The following is a 15,937-nucleotide window of genomic DNA, read 5'->3' as shown; positions in this document are numbered from 1 at the left end:
GCACACCTCATACGCCTTGACGGTGATCGAAGTTGTGAACTGCCGACTCAGCTCAGGAACCCCGGATCAACAGCGGATTCCGGGCCTCTACCTGGCCTAACACAACTCGCGTGTACTTGGTGACAGCTTCCTGAACGACGGGCCCATCTGTGAGCACACCCAGCTGCCTGATGACGGCCCTCGTGGGCGCATCCAGGCCCACCTCTATCTACGGGCACATCCTGCTTTCCGGCCGGGCCACTGTGGATGATGGGCTGATGGTCCTCGACCGTGCCGCACGCGAGGCCGCACAGCACGGGCTCGCGCACCAACTGCGCAGTATCGAGGGCATCCAGCGAACCATCCAGAGGGAGAACCACCGTCTTCCTCTGCCACGGCGATCAGGGAGCAGCCGAGTGAGTGTCAAGCAGCAGGTCATCACCGACGAGCAGTGGCGGCAGGCTCGCACCATCTGGGACTACCACCAGATGCACCACGACCTGCGCCGGTGTGATGCGGCCATCGGCCTGGGCAGCCACGACCTTGGGGTCGCGCGTGCGGCGGTCGAGTTGTACCGCACCGGATGGTTCCCACTGCTCGTTTTCTCCGGCGCCACCAGCCCAACCACCGCAGCACGTTTCCCGCGTGGCGAGGCCGTCCACTACCGCGAGTACGCGCTCGAACTCGGCGTGCCCGGCGAGGCGATCCTGCTGGAACCGAACGCGACCAACACCGGCCAGAACATCCGTCTGTCCCGCCAGGTACTGGCCGATGCGGGTATCCAGCCTGGTTCGGTACTCCTGATTTCCAAGCCGTACATGGAGCGCCGAGCGTATGCCACGGCGCGGAAGGTATGGCCCGAGGCCGAAGTGGTGTGCGCCTCCGAGCCGCTTGAGCTGGACGACTACGTCAGCTCGATCGGCGATCCGAAGTTGGTCATCGACATGCTCGTCGGCGATCTCCAGCGTGTGATCGAGTACCCCAAGCTCGGCTACGCCATCGAGCAGCCCGTTCCAGGAGAGGTCCATGACGCCTACCAGGCTCTTCTCCGCACCGGATTCGACAGCAGGCTCCTCACATCCTGACTCGCCGAACGGGCAGGTGATCGACTGATCCACGCGCGACGTCGTGGATCAGCCGGCCTCCGGACCCGCTTCAACCGGCAGGGCACCGGATCGGCCGCGCGGCACGCCTGGTCAATCCGAATTCGACCCGCATCTTCATGATCGTAAGTCTTGCCGATGATCCGTACGGTTCTCTCACGGCTGCCGATCTCCAGGACGGAGTCACCGTGTCGAGGGGCGACACCCTGGTGCTACCAAGTGGCACCAGGTAGCACGCGGAGTTAGAGTTGATGAGTGAGCACTCCTGAGCCCGACCACTCCCACCAGATCTCCCAGCGCGATCTGCGCAACCGGTCAGCGGAGATCATGGATGGACTGGAACGTGGAGAGCGGTACGCCGTCACACGTAACGGCCACCACATCGGCGATCTGGTTCCCTTCCGTCGCCAGCGCCGGGCCGTCTCGCGGGCCGAGTTCGCCGCCGTGTCCCGTGGCATGCCGCTCCTGGACGACCGAAAGTACCGCCAGGACATGGACCGGCACGTCAACGACGACCTCTACGACCCCTTCGACCGCGCCTACGGCAGAGGCGAGTTCGCGGAGGGCGGGGAATGACCCCCGTTCAAGGGTTGCTCGACACCAACATCCTCATCCTGCGCGCTGGAATCGACCCCGATGAGCTGCCGGACGAGATGATGATCAGCGCCATCACCACCGCGGAGCTGTCGGTCGGCGTACTGACGGCCGGCGGAGCGCAGGAACTCGCCCAGCGGATGAGGATCCTGCAAACCGCCGAGGCCGAGTTCGACCCGCTGCCCTTCGACGACAACGCCGCCCGCGAGTACGGCCAGTTGTGGACCGCCGTCATCGCCTCCGGCCGCAAACCCCGCCCCCGAACAGCCGACCTGATGATCGCCTGCGTGGCGATCGCGCACCGGCTCCCCCTCTACACCTGCAACCCGAAGGACTTCAAGGGCTTGGACCACTTGCTCACGGTGGTCCCGGTCACCCGGCCCCGGTGAGGCGGCGTATGGAGGTGCCGGGGAATCGTCGGCCACGCCCTGTCGCACCAAAAACCGGGCTCTGGCTCACTTTAGATGGCGGCGATCGACCAGCCCGCCAGTCGGCGCGAGTACAGATCCACGACCGCGGCCACGTAGAGAAACGCGCCGCCACCGACGGGCAGACCGGATGAGGTGACACCTTGCGGCGAGGCTGGGAAGAAGCTCGCCCGCCTCGGTATGCGCCGGGAGTTCGCGATCCCGTCGTGCGTTGACCCGAGTGGATATCGCCCCCTATTCAGGCGCTGCCGGCGCCATGGAGATGTCCCAGAAGGCGGCATAGCGGCCGCCGCAGCGGAGCAGTTCGTCGTGCGTGCCTTCTTCCACCACCCGGCCGCCGTCGAGGAAGACGATGCGGTCGGCGTTGCGCACGGTATGCAACCGGTGCGTCACCATCACCACTGTCCTGCTCACCATCAGCCGTTCGATGCCCAGGTGGACGGCCGCTTCGTTCACCGGGTCGAGGGCGGAGCTCACCTCGTCCAGCAGCACGATGGGGGCGTCTTTCAGCAGGGCGCGGGCGATGGAGACGCGCTGGCGTTCGCCGCCCGACAGCAGGGTGCCGCCCTCGCCGACGGTGGTGGCCCAGCCGTCCGGCAGGCGTTCGATCACCTCGTCCAGGCGGGCCGCGGTCGCCGCCGCGCGGACCTCGGCTTCGGTGGCGTCGGCGCGGCCGAGCCGGATGTTGTCCTCGATGGTGCCGTCGAAGAGGTAGACGTCTTGGAAGACGACGGCGATCCGGGCCATGAGCGCCTGCGTGTCGATGGCGCGGACGTCCGTGCCGCCGATGCGGATCGCGCCGGTGTCCACGTCGTGGAAGCGGGCCAGGAGTTGCAGCAAGGTGCTCTTGCCCGCACCTGAGGGGCCGACGACGGCCAGTCGCCGGCCTTCGGGGAGGACCAGCGAGAAGTCGTCGATCACCGTGCGGTCGCCGTGGCGGAAGGTGACGGAGTCGAACTCCAGGTCGTGCCGGGCCGGTTCGATCGGCTCGCGGGGTTCGGGGAGCGGCGGGGTGCGCAGGAGCGTGTCGAGTTTTGTCAGCTCGGCGCCGGCGTTGCGGAGCCGTCCGCCGATATCGCCGAGAGAGAGGAGGGGGTCGGCGCATCGGGTGGCCAGGACCAGGATGGTGAGCACCTCGGCTGGGCCGATGGTGCCGTCCAGCGCCAGGTACGTGCCCAGGATCAGTAGCGCGGTGAGGATCGCCTGCACCGTGATGGACAGGCCGAGGATGCCGGGCAGCGCCGACAGCATGGAGCGGCGGGAGGCACGCTGGAGCCCGCGCAGGGAGTCGTCGAGCAGGCCGAAGCGCTCGACGGTACGGCCGCCTGCCCTCAGCGCCGGTTGGGCTTGCAGGTACTCGATGACCCGACCGGCGGCTCGCTGGTCGCGGTAGTGGCGTTCCGCGTCGGCAGCGGCCGTGGCGTGTCCCGTCCAGAGCTGGATCCCCGCCACGACGGGCACGGCGAGCAGCGCGGCCAGCCCCAGCTGCCAGTTGAAGGCGAGCATCACCGCGACGATGGTCAGGGGAGTCGCGGCGGCGGAGACGTACGGCGCCAGCACGTGCGCGAGCACGCTCATCGCCTGCAGTACGCCCCTGCTGGCCAGGAGCGACACCTCGCCGACGCGGCCGGGGCCGTACCAGCCGATGGGCAGGCGGGCCAGATGGTCACCGAGCCGCCGGTACGTGCCACGCAGCAACGTGGTTCCGACACGGAACCCGGACAGGTCGCTGACGTAGCGGAGCACGGCGTAGACCGCGACCGCCGCGCCGAACGCGATCAGCCAGGGACGGGCGGCGGCGGCGTCGTTGTCCAACAGGGCACGCAGCACGGGGACCAGCAGGGCGTACGACAGGCCCTCGACGACCGCGGTCGCCGTCATCAGGGCCACGGTGTGGCGCACCGGTTGCGCGTACTGGTGTCCCAGGACTCGCAGTAGCATGCGGATCACCAGGGCTCGTCTCCTCGGCGGGATCGCCAGAACGCGGCGAACCTGCCGTCCTGGCTCAGCAGTTCGGCGGGTGTGCCGCGCTCGACGATCGCTCCGTCGTCCAACATCACGACGGCGTCGGCGTCAGCGATCGTCTCCAGACGGTGGGCGATGACCACGATGGTGCGATCGCCCTGCAACGTGGCCAGCGCGTGCCGTACCGCCTGCTCGGTTTGTGGGTCGGCGAACGCGGTCGCCTCGTCCAGCACCAGCACGGGGGTGTCGGCGAGCAGCGCGCGGGCGATGGCGATCCGTTGCGCCTCACCGCGCGACAGCCCGGCCTCCTCGTCGAGCATCGTGTCGTAGCCGCGCGGCAGCTGCAGGATCCGGTCGTGGATGTTGGACAGCTTGGCGGCCCTGACCACCTGGTCACGGTCGGCATGCGGGACCGCCAGCGCGATGTTGTCGGCGACGGAGGCACGCAGGAGGCGGACGTCCTGGAAGACGAAGGAGACCGTCCGGCAGAGCTGCCCGCTGCCGAGCTCGCGCAGATCGACGCCGCCCAGGGTGATCGAGCCGTGGGTCGGGTCGAAGAACCGGGGCAGCAGCTGGACCAGCGTGGACTTGCCGCTGCCCGAGGGACCCACGATCGCGGTGATCGTGCCGGGTTCGAGTATCAGGTCGATGCCGCGCAGCACCCTGCGGTCGGCGTTGTAGCCGAAGTGCACGTCCCGCAGCTCCACCCGGTGCCCGCGCGCCGCGATCGGGCGGTCAGGCTCGGGCAGCGGCTCCACCGCCAGCACGTCCCTGATCCGGCCGACCGCGCGCCGGGCCGCCTGCATGTCGTCGAATCCGTGCCCCAGCGCCGCCACCGGAGCGGTCAGCCCCAGGCCTATCAGCAGGAACGGCAGCAGGTCGGGCGGCGCCATGCCGCCGCCTGCGATCAGGACGGTTCCGCCGACCAGCACGACCAGCAGCACGAACGGTGGCGCCAGAGCCGTCTGCATCCCGGCGGCGATCGGCGCCAGCCCGCGCGCCCACCGCAGGAACATGTCGGCGAACTCGTCCGTGGCCGTCAGGAACTTCCGGTGCGTACGCCCGGCCCCGCCGAACGCCTTGACCACCGCGATGCCCTGCACGAACTCCACGACCGAGCCGGCGATCCGCCCCATGGCCGCATCGAACTCGCGCTGCTCCCGCTGCCGCGCCGAGGTCATCATCAAGGGAACCAGCGCCACAGCCAGCAGCACCGGGATCAACGTGATAAGTGTGAGCCGCCAGTCCACCATGAACAGGTAGACCAGCGATACCAGCGGCACCACGAACGCCGAGACCAGCTCGCCGGGCGTGTGTGCGATGAACGGATGCACCGCGCTCACGTCCTCTCCCACCACTTTGGCCAGCTCACCCGTCTTGCGCCGGGAGAACCACCCGATCGGGACGCGGCCCAGGTGCGCGGCCAGCCGCCGCCGGAAGGCCAGCTGCACCTGGCCGTCGAGCAGGTGCCCGATCCCCGACGATGCGGCGGTGAACAGCAGCCGGACCAGCAGCCCGGCCACGCCAGCGAGTACCACGAACCAGACATGAGCGCGATCGACCGAGTCGGGCGACAGTAAGGCGCGCCCCAGCTCGGCCACCGCCAGGAGCGGCGCCAGGCCCGCCACGGCGCCGATCACCTGCAGGGTCACCAGGGCGGCGAAACTGCCGGCGTGCGGGCGCAACAGCCCGGCCACAGTGCCCGAGTCCGCCCGGGTGTCACTCACCGAGGGACTCCCGCAGGAAGGCGAGGATCTCCGTCCGCGCGGGCGTCGCCTGGGGCGCCATGCCCGGCATGCTCAGAAACGCGTGCCCCGCCCCTGGGTACTCGCTGAGCCGCGTGGGAGTCCCGGCCTCCTGGAGCCGCTCGGCGTAGTGGCGGCCGTGGTCGGCGATCGGGTCGGAAGTCGGCACCACCACGAGCGCCGGAGCCAGCCCGTTCAGATCGTCGGCATACAGCGGCGACAGCGCGCGGGCGTCGGCACCCTCGGGGATGGCCAGCCGCTGGAAGAACCGCAGCTGCGGCACGGACAGGGTGGGCGTGTCCGCGTACTGGGTCGTCGAGTCGTACGTCCAGGACGTCGAGGTCACGTCGACCGCCGGGTTGACCAGCACCTGCGCCCGCAGTCCCAGGCCGGCCCGCCTGGCCCTGATGGCCGCCAGCGCGCTGATCAACCCGCCGCAGCTCTCGCCGAAGACGGCGACGCGGGCCGGATCGATGTCCCACGTCCCGGCGTGCTCCACCACGTGCCGGAGCACATCCCAGCCGTCGTCGGCGGCGGCGGACAGCGGTGTCTCCCAGTCGAGGAGGCGGTGCTCGACCGAGACGACGACCGCCGGCAGGTGGGCGACGAGGTGGCTGTTGACCCAGTCGCTCTGCGCGGCCGTGCCGACGAAGGCGCCTCCGTGCACGTGGATCACGAGGGGCAAGGCGCCTGTGGCCGAGGGGCGGTACACCCGGACGGGGAGCTCGCGGCCGGGCAGCGCCACCTGCTGCCAGCCGATCGTGGCACCGGAGTCCGGCTCTCCGGTGATCACCCGTGCCGCCGTGGATGCCCGGACGCGGTTCTCGGCTTCCCGGAAGGCGATCAGTTCCTCGGCCGTCACTGTGGACCAGTCCGGCTCCGCCGGCCGCCGCATCGCGGTGATGTCGTTCATGGACCTCTCCTCATGTTCCGATACCTTTAGTTTCGAAACCTACGGTAGCCCAACTCGGTATCATGCGAGCATGACTTCGAGCACGCCCGCCCGGCCGCCTGGCCGTCCGCGTTCCGGCATCAACGACGTGGTCTTCGCCGCGACGCTCAGCACGGTCCAGGATCTGGGCTACGCGCGTGCCACGGTGGAGCGCATCGCCGCTGCGGCCGGCATCGCGAAGACGACGATCTACCGTCGTTGGCCGACGAAGGGGGCGCTGATCGTGGACTGCCTGCTCGACGCGTTCGGCCCGGTGCCGCAGGAGGGTGCCAGCCGGGCCGAGATCATGTCCTCGGCCATCCGCTGGATCGCGGGCAAGATCGGCGAGCCGGGGGTGGGCGACGCGTTCGCGGGCGTGTTCAGTGACGGTGTCAGCGATCCGGAGCTGCGCGAGATCCTCTCCTCGCGGCTGCAGGACCCCTATAGGCTCGCGCTCCAGGACGCGCTCGGTGAGCCGGAGCACCGGATTCTGTTCTTCATCGACGTCGTCGTCGGGACCCTGCTCCATCGAATGGGCATGACCGGCGAGCCGATGGTCGACGACGACGTCGACGCGCTGGTGGAGATGGTCCTGCCGTCCTTCCAATGAGGACGCGAGGCCGGGCTGGCACTACAACTGTAGTACTAGCCCGCATTTCGATAGCTGGCCTGATATGGCATCGACTGGAAAGTGGCCGTGTCCGACCAGGTACAGGTGCGGATCGACCAGGATCGGGCGTACGTACTCGCATCGTGAAACGGCCGACGGCCCCGCGCCAGACCATAAGGAGGCATGGACGTGACTCACCGCGCGGGCTCCGGCTGCGGTCATGGGGGCGTCCACCCTGATTCTCCTCCCGCTGACCTTCGTGAGTTCGGCGTTCGCGCCGCCGGGGACCATGCCGACCTGGGTGCGGGAGTTCGTGACCGTCAACCCGGTGACGCTCCTCGTCGATGCGGCGCGGAGTCTCCTCGATGGCGTGCCCGACGCAGGGGATATCGCGCTCGTCCTCGCGCTCTCAGGTGTCACGACGATCGTATTCGCCCCGCTCGCGCTCTGGCTCTACAACCGCAAAGTGCGACTTTCGCCGGTCGTTGGCGGGGATTCCTCGGTGGTGTGCGGTGTCCTGAGCCGAGTTCACTCGCCGCATCCACCGTCCCGGCACCGTGCGCTCCTCATCGGAGAGCACCGACGGCTCCGACTTCGGACCTTGTCGACACACCGGCTCACCGGAAAAGAGTTCGCACAGGATCTGACGATGAATCACCGGTCCGCAGGACACCAGGTCAAGGCCTCAGGTTGGGGCGTGTTCGTACGGTGAAACCGCCGGGAGGCAAGCGCAGGCCGTCCATCTCGTGTTCCTTGTCGTCGTGGTTGACGGCGAAGAGCCAGTCGCCGCGTCGTACGAGTTCCATCGGTGTCGGGGACAGGCCGAGCAGGCGGGCGTAGGTGGCGTCGGTCAGGCGGGTGGAGATGTACAGGGCGGTGCCGGAGCCGTACGGGCGGCGGGTGATCGCGGGTTGGCCGGAGAGCGGGGGGTGCGGACCGGTGTAGACGGCCAGCGCTTCGGCGCCCTCCAGGTGGACGTGCTCGCTCCAGAAGGTGCCGGTCTCGACCTGGCCGGAGGCGAAGGTGCCGGCTCCGGGGCGGGACCGCGTGGGGGTTTCGGCCTGATGGGGTACGGGGTTGGCTGGGCGCGGGCCGGATCCGTTCGAGAACGGGGCGGACAGGGTGAGGGCGATGTCGGGGGGCAGGGGGTGGAACTCCTCGACGCGGATGCCGAGCAGGTCGCGGAGGGCGCCGGGGTAGCCGCCGAGGCGGACGCGGGCGTGTTCGTCGGCGATGCCGCTGAGGTAGGAGACCACGAGGGTGCCGCCGTCCGTGACGTAGCGGCGCAGGTTGTCGGCGTCGGCGTCGGAGATCAGGTAGAGGCTGGGGACGAGGACGAGCGGATAGGCCGACAGGTCGGCGGAGGGGTGGACGAGGTCGGCGGTGACGCCGTGCCGGTAGAGGACCCGGTGGGCCTGGCGGACGGCCTCGGTGTAGTTCAGTTCGGTGGAGGGCAGGCCGGGGGCCTGGAGCGCCCAGTTCGCCTCGTCGTCCCAGAGGATCGCGGCCCCGGCCTCGACGGGGGCCGCGCAGGCGTCCTCCAGCGTGGGCAGCAGGGCGCCCAGGTCGCAGATCTCGCGGAAGATCCGCGAGTCGGGTCCGGCGTGCGGGACCATGCCGCCGTGCCAGAGTTCGGCGCCGCCACGGGAGGCCCGCCACTGGAAGAACATCACCCCCCGCGAGCCCCGCGCGATGTGCGACAGGCTCAGCCTGGTGATCTCACCGGGGCGCTTGGCGCGCATCCGGGGGCCGGTGTAGGTGACCACCGCCTGTTCCATCAGCAGCCAGGGCTTTGCGGTGGTCGGGCCGTGCGCCCGGCCGCCGGATGTGCCATGCGTCGGACCGGGTGAGTCGTGCGCCGGGTCGTACGCCGCCTCGATTGAGCCTCGCGCCGAGGCGTACGTGGGAGAGGAGGCCCAGCCGCGGGCCAGGTCGGCGGCGAAGGCGGTCTCGGCGGGCGGGTCGGTGGACGGGTAGTGGTCGATCGCCACCAGGTCGACCTCGGCCGCCCAGTGGCGGTGGTTCACCGGCACCCAGTCGCCGAGGACGAAGTTCGTGGTGATCGGAACGTCCGGGGTGAGTTCGCGCAGTATCGCCTTCTGCTCGCGGAAGTGGTCGAGCATCGCGTCGGAGACGAACCGCCGGAAGTCCAGGGCGTGGGAGGGGTTGGGCAGGTACTGGGTGGCGCGCGGGGTGGTGATCTGCTCCCAGGCGGAGTAGTGCTGGCTCCAGAACGAGGTGGTCCAGGCGTCGTTCAGCGCCTCCAGGATGTCGTACCGCGCCCGCAGCCAGGTCCTGAAGGCGTCGGCGGCGTGGTCGCAGTGGCAGGTGGTGCCGTACTCGTTGTGCACGTGCCACATGGCGAGCGCCGGGTGGTCGCGGTAGCGTTCGGCGAGCGTGCGGGCGATCCCGGCACAGGCGGCGCGGTAGGCGGGGGAGTGCACGCAGTAGGTGTCGCGGCTGCCGTGGGTGAGGCGGGTGCCGTCGTGGGTGACGGTGAGGGCGTCGGGGTGGGCGAGGCCGAACCAGGGGGGCGGCGAGGCGGTCGGGGTGGCGAGGTTGACCCGGATCCCGCCGTCGTGCAGCAGGTCGAGGGCGCGGTCGAGCCAGCCGAAGTCGTGGACGCCGGGTGCGGGCTCCAGCCGTGCCCAGGAGAACACGCCGACGCTGACCAGGTTCACCCCGGCCCGCCGCATCAGCTCGACGTCCTCCTTCCAGACCTCCTCCGGCCACTGCTCGGGGTTGTAGTCCCCGCCGTACCACAGCCCGCCAAGCCGTTCCGACCAGTCCACGGCTCCCCTTTGTTTGGATGGAAACTAAACTAATTATCCACGCGCGGCGGGATCCGCTCAAGAGGACGGCCCCGGCTCCCTTCGCCCGCGAACGACCCGTGCGAGGGGGTGGGCGGGCGGAGTCCGGCGGGTGGGGGCATTGACGTTTGTTGGTTTGGACGTAAAACTAACTCGGCAGAAGCAGACCCGAGCGCTGGAGTTCCCATGCCTTACCGTCCCCCGTTGGTCGCGCACGAGTACTTCGTCGCCGACCCGCCTGAGCTGCCCGTACGCTCGCACGGTGAGGGGGGCCTGTCGGCGTTGATCTCGGCTGAGCCGGTCGCCTCCGATGCGGCAGGGGTGATCCTGAAGGCCGTGACATCCGCCGAGGAGACGCTTCTGGTCCAGTTGAGTGTGGCGGGAGAGGGGGTGATCCGGGTCCGGCTCGGGCAGGACGCGGACGCGCGGACCCGGTCGGCCGAGGCGATCCCGATGGTCACGCCGGGCGAGTTCGCCGGGGCGCGGGTGGAGAGCCGCGAAGAGACGATCCTGCTGGACGCGGGCTCGCTGCGGGCGGAGATCACTTTGGCTCCCTGGCACCTGAGGTTCACCGACGCGAGCGGGGCGCCGCTGCTTGAGCAGGACCGCGGGCACACCGACATCAGCGGCAGGTTGCGCACGCTGCCGTTCGGCCGTTCCAGCTCGGGTGGCGCGGTGGTCGGCTACCACGAGAGCTTCGTGGCCCCCGCCGACGAGGCGTTCAGCGGGTTCGGCGAGTCGTTCACCCGGCTGGACAAGCGCGGCCAGCGGCCGGTGATGTGGAACTTCGACGCGTTCGGCGCCGAATCGCAGCGGGCGTACAAGAACATCCCGTTCTACCTGTCCAGCAGGGGTTACGGCGTGCTGGTGGACAGCGGGACGCCGGTGGAGTTCGACGTGTGCCAGTCCACGCACAGCTGCGTGCAGATCGTGGTCCCGGACGACCTGATCGACTACTACGTGATCGCCGGGCCGACGCCGTCGGAGGTGCTGGACCGGTTCGACCTGCTGACCTGCCGGCCGATGCTCCCGCCGAAGTGGGCGTTCGGCACCTGGATCTCCTCGGGGTTCTTCGTCGACACCCAGGAGCGGGTGATGGCGAGGGCGCGGAGGATCCGCGAGCGCGGCATCCCGTGCGACGTGCTGCACCTGGACACGTACTGGCAGACCGACGGCCACTGGTCCGACCTGCGCTGGGACGCCGAAGGCTTCCCCGACCCCACCGGCATGCTGGCCGAGCTGAAGGAGATGGGGTTCAAGGTCTGCCTGTGGATGAACCCGTACATCTCCCACCTCAGCCCGATCTTCGCGGAAGCGGCGGAGAGTGGATATTTCCTGAAAAAGCCTGACGGTGAGGTCTACGTCGCAGACTGCTGGCACGGCTCCTACCCGGCCTGCGGCATCGTCGACTTCACCGACCCGGCCGCCACCGAGTGGTTCAAGGGGCTGCTGCGCCCGCTGCTCGAACAGGGAGTCCAGGTCTTCAAGACCGACTTCGCCGAGGGCGTGCCGCACGACGCGGTCGCGGCCAACGGCATGTCGGGCACCGACCTGCACAACGTCTACACGCTGCTGTTCAACGACGCCGTCTCCGAGGTGACCAAGGAGATCGCGGGGCACGGCATGGTCTGGGCACGCTCGTCGTTCCTCGGCGGGCAGCGGCACTCGGCGCAGTGGAGCGGCGACACCTACACCAGCTACGCCGCGATGGGCAGCACGCTGCGCGGCGGGCTGGCGCACGGCCTGTCCGGCGTCCCGTTCTGGAGCCACGACGCGGGCGGGTTCACCGGCCGCCCCACCGACGACCTGTACGTCAGGTGGACCCAGTTCGGCGCGCTCTCCCCGCTGCTGCGCCTGCACGGCACCACCAGCAGGGAGCCGTGGGAGTTTCCCGAGGTCGAGGCGGAGGCGGTCGAGGCGCTGAGGCTGCGCTACCGGCTCATGCCGTACATCTACACGGCGGCCGTCGAGGCGGCCAGGACCGGGGCCCCGATGATGCGGGCGCTGTGTGTGGACTACCCGGACGACCCGGTGGCCTGGCAGGCGGACCTGGAGTATCTCCTCGGCCGCGACCTGCTGGTGGCGCCGATGACCTCACCCGAGCAGGTGAGGAAGGTCTACCTGCCCGAGGGGGAGTGGGTGGACCACTGGACGGGCGAGGTCCTGTCCGGCGGCCGGTACGTCACGGCCGCCACGCCACTGGACCGCGTCCCGCTGTACGTCCGGCGCGGGGCCGTCGTCCCCGTTCTCACCCAGCAGGGCGGGACCGTCGGGGACGGGCCGTTCGGGGAGATCACCCTGGTCGCGTACGGAGTCGGAGCCGACACCGGCGAGACCCGTACCACCGTCTCCGACCTCGACGGGGACACCACGATCACCGCGGCTCCCGAGGGGGAGGGCCTGCGGGTGACCGTCTCGGGGAGCGCGCGGATCGCGGGCGTCGAGTTGGTGGGGGCCGACATCCCGATCGTCATCACCACCATCTAGGAGACAGACCATGTTCAACCTGAAAGTCGGTGTCGCCGCGGTGGCGGCGCTCATGGCGCTCGCCGCCTGCGGCGGCACCGAACCCGCGGCGGACACCCCCGCCGCGGAGGGGCCCCGCGTCCTGAAGCTCTGGCACTACGAGGGCGCCGACAGCGCGATGGGCAAGGCGTGGGCCGAGGCCGTCAAGCAGTTCGAGGCCTCGCACCCCGGCGTGACGGTCAAGTTCGAGGAGAAGGCGTTCGAGCAGATCCGCCAGTCGGCGGGGATGATCCTCAACTCGGACGAGGCCCCCGACGTGATGGAGTACAACAAGGGCAACGCCACGGCCGGTCTGCTGTCGAAGCAGGGTCTGCTCACCGACCTCACCCCCGAGGTGACCAAGCGCGGCTGGGACAAGCTGCTCAGCCCCTCGATCCAGACGACCGCGAGGTACGACGAGCGCGGCGTGATGGGCGGGGGCAAGTGGTACGGCGTCCCCAACTACGCCGAGTACGTGATGGTCTACTACAACAAGGACGCCTTCAAGAAGGCGGGCGTCGAGGTGCCCACCACCTTCGAGGAGTTCACCGCCGCGCTCGACACGTTCGTCAAGGCGGGGACCACTCCCATCGCGGTCGGTGGCGCCGAGTATCCCGCGCAGCAGATCTTCTACCAGCTCGCGCTGAGCAAGGCGCAGCGACCGTGGGTGGACGCCTTCCAGCTCTACAAGGGCAAGGTCGACTTCAAGGGGCCCGAGTTCAAGTACGCGGCCGACACCTTCGCCGACTGGGTCAAGAAGGGCTACGTCGACAAGGACTCCGCCGCGATCAAGGCCGAGGACATGGGCACCTCCTTCATCGGCGGCAAGTATCCGATCCTGGTCTCCGGCAGCTGGTGGTACGGCCGCTTCGCCAGCGACGTCAAGGACTTCGAGTGGGGCTCGTTCCTGTGGCCGGGCAACACGATGAGCGCCGGATCCAGCGGCAACATCTGGGTCGTCCCCGAGAACGCCAAGAACAAGGATCTCGCCTACGACTTCATCGACATCACGATGAAGAAGGACATCCAGAACCTGCTCGGCAACTCCGGCGGCATCCCGGTCGCCGCCGACACGGACGCGATCACCGACGAGAAGAGCAAGGAGCTGATCGAGAACTTCAACAGGCTTTCGACCTCCGACGGGCTGGCCTTCTACCCCGACTGGCCGGCGCCGGGCTACTACGACGTGCTCGTCTCGGGTGTGCAGAACCTCATCAACGGCACCAAGACCCCCGACGCGGTCCTGGACGAGATCGCCGCTCCGTACGAGGAGAACCTCGCCGACATCGGCAACTGACCCCTCCCACGGCCCGCGCCGTGACGATCACGGTGTCACGGCGCGGGCCGCGCGTACCGAACACGCGGCACGCGCACAGAGCAGCGCACGAAGCAGAGCGGCGCACGGAACAGAGCGTGCGCGCAGAACACAGAACACGTGCGCGGGACATGTGCACGGAGCAGAGCGTGCGCACGGAACAGAGAAAGTCGTACGCACAGAACAGAGAAAGGAGACCTCCGATGCCGAGGTCTCGCGACCGTGGGTACTGGGTGTTCCTGCTGCCGAGCGCCGTGCTCTTCACCGCGGTCATCGTCGTGCCGTTCCTGATGAACGTCGGCATCGGCTTCACCCGCTGGCAGGGGATCGGCGACCCGAGGTGGATCGGGCTGGAGAACTACACCCGCCTCCTCGCCGACGAGCGGTTCTGGTCCTCCTTCCGCAACAACGTCGCGCTCATCGTGGCGATGGCGATCGTCCCGACGCTCATCGGCCTCGTCCTGGCCGCCACGCTCTTCGACTACGTGGGCAAGAAGGTCGGTCCCCGCGCGGCCGGCGTGCTGCGGGCCGCGTACTACCTGCCGCAGGTGCTGCCGGTCGCGGTGGCCGGGATCGTCTGGGGCTGGATCATGCACCCGCGCTTCGGGGCGCTCAACGAGCTGCTCGGGCTGCTGGGGATGGAGCCGAGGAACTGGCTCGGCGACCCGGCCTGGGCGCTGCCGAGCGTGATGGCGATCATGGTGTGGTTCCAGATCGGCTACCCGGTCGTCATCTTCATGGCGGGGCTGCAGCGGGTCGATCCCGCGCTGTACGAGGCCGCCGAGATGGACGGCGCCTCGTGGTGGCGGCGGTTCTGGCACATCACGATCCCGCAGATCCGGCCGGAGATCTACGTGGTCCTGCTCACCTGCACGATCGCCGCGCTCAAGGTCTTCGGGCCGATCTTCGTGCTGACCAGGGGCGGTCCCGGCGGTGCCACGCTCGTGCCGTCCTACTTCAGCTACCAGAACTTCTTCGAGAAGGCCAACGTCGGGTACGGGGCGGCGATCGCCACCGTGCTCACCCTCGTGATCATCGCGGTGACGGTGTTCTTCCTGCGGGTTCAGGACAGGGAATCATGATCCGGAAATACTCGGTCCTGGTCTCGCTGGTCGTTCTGGCCGTCGCGATGCTGGTGCCGTTCGCCATCGTCACGCTCAACGCGGTGAAATCCCCGGCCGACTACTCCTCGGGAGGGCCGCTGGGCCTGCCGAGCGAGCTGTATCTCGACGGGATCGTCGACTTCTGGAACCGGGTCGACTTCGGCGGCAAGCTGTGGAACAGCCTGTTGATCAGCGGCTCGGTCGCGGTGCTCGCCACGGTCCTGTCGGTGCTCAACGCCTACGCGCTCGGCATCGGCAGGGTGCGCGGACGGGTGTGGATCCTGGTCCTCTTCCTGGTGGCGAACACGCTGCCGCAGGAGGCGCTGGTCTACCCGCTGTACTACCTGGCCAAGCAGGTCGGCCTGTACGACACCAGGCTCGGTGTGATCATCATCTTCACGGTGATCCAGAGCGCCTTCGGGACGTACCTGCTCGCCTCGGTGCTCGGCCGCTTCCCGCGCGAGATCCTGGAGGCGGCGGCCCTGGACGGCGCGGGCAAATGGCGGGCCCTGTGGCAGGTCGTCGTGCCGATCAGCAGGCCGACGCTGAGCGTGCTGCTCGTCTTCTTCTTCATCTGGACCTGGAACGAGTTCTTCCTGCCTCTCGTCTTCCTCATCTCCAACGAGAACCAGACCGTCCCGGTCGCGCTCGGGGTGCTGCAGGGGGACAAGATGATGGACGCCACGATGTCCAGCGCCTCGGCGCTGCTCGGCATCCTGCCCGCGGTCGCCTTCTTCCTCATCTTCCAGCGGACCCTCACCCGCGGCGTGACCGTGGGCGCCGTCAAATGACCGCACCCCGTCTCCCGTTCGACCTCGACGCCGTGCGCTGGCGTGGTGACTCCCCGCC

At 69.0% G+C, this 15,937-nt stretch carries 13 protein-coding genes; 9 read left to right on the top strand and 4 right to left on the bottom strand.

The features are described from left to right. The first annotated feature begins 395 nt into the window (after nt 1-395). The 3 genes from ACIBH4_RS08300 to ACIBH4_RS08290 all read left to right on the top strand — a co-directional run bounded on the left by ACIBH4_RS08300 (nt 396) and on the right by ACIBH4_RS08290 (nt 2,065). Nucleotides 396-1,064: a YdcF family protein gene (locus ACIBH4_RS08300; protein WP_362763140.1), complete on the top strand. Its 669-nt coding sequence runs from the start codon at nt 396-398 to the stop codon at nt 1,062-1,064. 273 nt (nt 1,065-1,337) lie between these two features. Continuing rightward, nucleotides 1,338-1,658 carry a prevent-host-death protein gene (locus tag ACIBH4_RS08295; RefSeq protein ID WP_362763143.1) on the top strand — a complete coding sequence of 107 codons (321 nt, stop codon included), beginning with the start codon at nt 1,338-1,340 and terminating at the stop codon, nt 1,656-1,658. Beyond that, a complete protein-coding gene (locus ACIBH4_RS08290) occupies nt 1,655-2,065 on the top strand; it encodes a type II toxin-antitoxin system VapC family toxin (RefSeq protein ID WP_362763146.1) in 411 nt (136 codons plus the stop codon). Before ACIBH4_RS08295 ends, ACIBH4_RS08290 begins: the two co-directional genes overlap by 4 nt. Nucleotides 2,066-2,338: 273 nt before the next feature. On the opposite strand, the gene ACIBH4_RS08285 is transcribed toward ACIBH4_RS08290, so the two are convergent. From ACIBH4_RS08285 to ACIBH4_RS08275, 3 genes are read right to left on the bottom strand one after another with little or no spacing between them, the layout of a single operon-like run. After that, the gene (locus tag ACIBH4_RS08285; RefSeq protein ID WP_362763235.1) at nt 2,339-4,045 is read right to left on the bottom strand and encodes an ABC transporter ATP-binding protein; all 1,707 of its coding nucleotides are present in this window, start codon (nt 4,043-4,045) and stop codon (nt 2,339-2,341) included. A 5-nt stretch (nt 4,046-4,050) separates the two neighbouring features. Further along, nucleotides 4,051-5,796, bottom strand: a complete 1,746-nt coding sequence (locus tag ACIBH4_RS08280; protein ID WP_362763149.1) for an ABC transporter ATP-binding protein — start codon at nt 5,794-5,796, stop codon at nt 4,051-4,053. Further along, nucleotides 5,789-6,727 carry an alpha/beta hydrolase gene (locus ACIBH4_RS08275; RefSeq protein ID WP_362763152.1) on the bottom strand — a complete coding sequence of 313 codons (939 nt, stop codon included), beginning with the start codon at nt 6,725-6,727 and terminating at the stop codon, nt 5,789-5,791. Before ACIBH4_RS08275 ends, ACIBH4_RS08280 begins: the two co-directional genes overlap by 8 nt. Before the next feature lie 70 nt (nt 6,728-6,797). On the opposite strand from ACIBH4_RS08275, the gene ACIBH4_RS08270 reads away from it, so the two are divergent. Beyond that, complete coding sequence (locus ACIBH4_RS08270; protein ID WP_362763155.1) at nt 6,798-7,355, top strand: TetR/AcrR family transcriptional regulator; 558 nt, start codon at nt 6,798-6,800, stop codon at nt 7,353-7,355. Nucleotides 7,356-7,575: 220 nt separating this feature from the next. After that, nucleotides 7,576-8,067 (top strand): ABC transporter permease, encoded by a 492-nt coding sequence (locus ACIBH4_RS08265; protein WP_362763158.1) that lies wholly within the window; start codon nt 7,576-7,578, stop codon nt 8,065-8,067. Here the strand turns inward: ACIBH4_RS08265 and ACIBH4_RS08260 are convergent. Beyond that, complete coding sequence (locus tag ACIBH4_RS08260; protein ID WP_362763160.1) at nt 8,033-10,147, bottom strand: beta-galactosidase; 2,115 nt, start codon at nt 10,145-10,147, stop codon at nt 8,033-8,035. The two genes, ACIBH4_RS08265 and ACIBH4_RS08260, sit on opposite strands and share 35 nt — an antisense overlap. 204 nt (nt 10,148-10,351) lie before the next feature. On the opposite strand from ACIBH4_RS08260, the gene ACIBH4_RS08255 reads away from it, so the two are divergent. The 4 genes from ACIBH4_RS08255 (at nt 10,352) to ACIBH4_RS08240 (ending at nt 15,879) form a co-directional block, all read left to right on the top strand. Next, nucleotides 10,352-12,652 (top strand): TIM-barrel domain-containing protein, encoded by a 2,301-nt coding sequence (locus ACIBH4_RS08255; protein WP_362763163.1) that lies wholly within the window; start codon nt 10,352-10,354, stop codon nt 12,650-12,652. 10 nt (nt 12,653-12,662) lie between these two features. Beyond that, complete coding sequence (locus ACIBH4_RS08250; RefSeq protein WP_350943503.1) at nt 12,663-13,967, top strand: extracellular solute-binding protein; 1,305 nt, start codon at nt 12,663-12,665, stop codon at nt 13,965-13,967. A 221-nt stretch (nt 13,968-14,188) separates the two neighbouring features. Continuing rightward, nucleotides 14,189-15,067: a sugar ABC transporter permease gene (locus ACIBH4_RS08245; RefSeq protein WP_362502569.1), complete on the top strand. Its 879-nt coding sequence runs from the start codon at nt 14,189-14,191 to the stop codon at nt 15,065-15,067. Further along, nucleotides 15,064-15,879 carry a carbohydrate ABC transporter permease gene (locus tag ACIBH4_RS08240; protein WP_362502566.1) on the top strand — a complete coding sequence of 272 codons (816 nt, stop codon included), beginning with the start codon at nt 15,064-15,066 and terminating at the stop codon, nt 15,877-15,879. Before ACIBH4_RS08245 ends, ACIBH4_RS08240 begins: the two co-directional genes overlap by 4 nt. The last annotated feature ends 58 nt before the right edge of the window (nt 15,880-15,937 follow it).

It is taken from the genome of Streptosporangium sp. NPDC050284, assembly GCF_044459525.1.
Classification (GTDB): Bacteria; Actinomycetota; Actinomycetes; order Streptosporangiales; family Streptosporangiaceae; genus Streptosporangium.
This window is presented reverse-complemented; position numbering and strand designations above follow the sequence as displayed.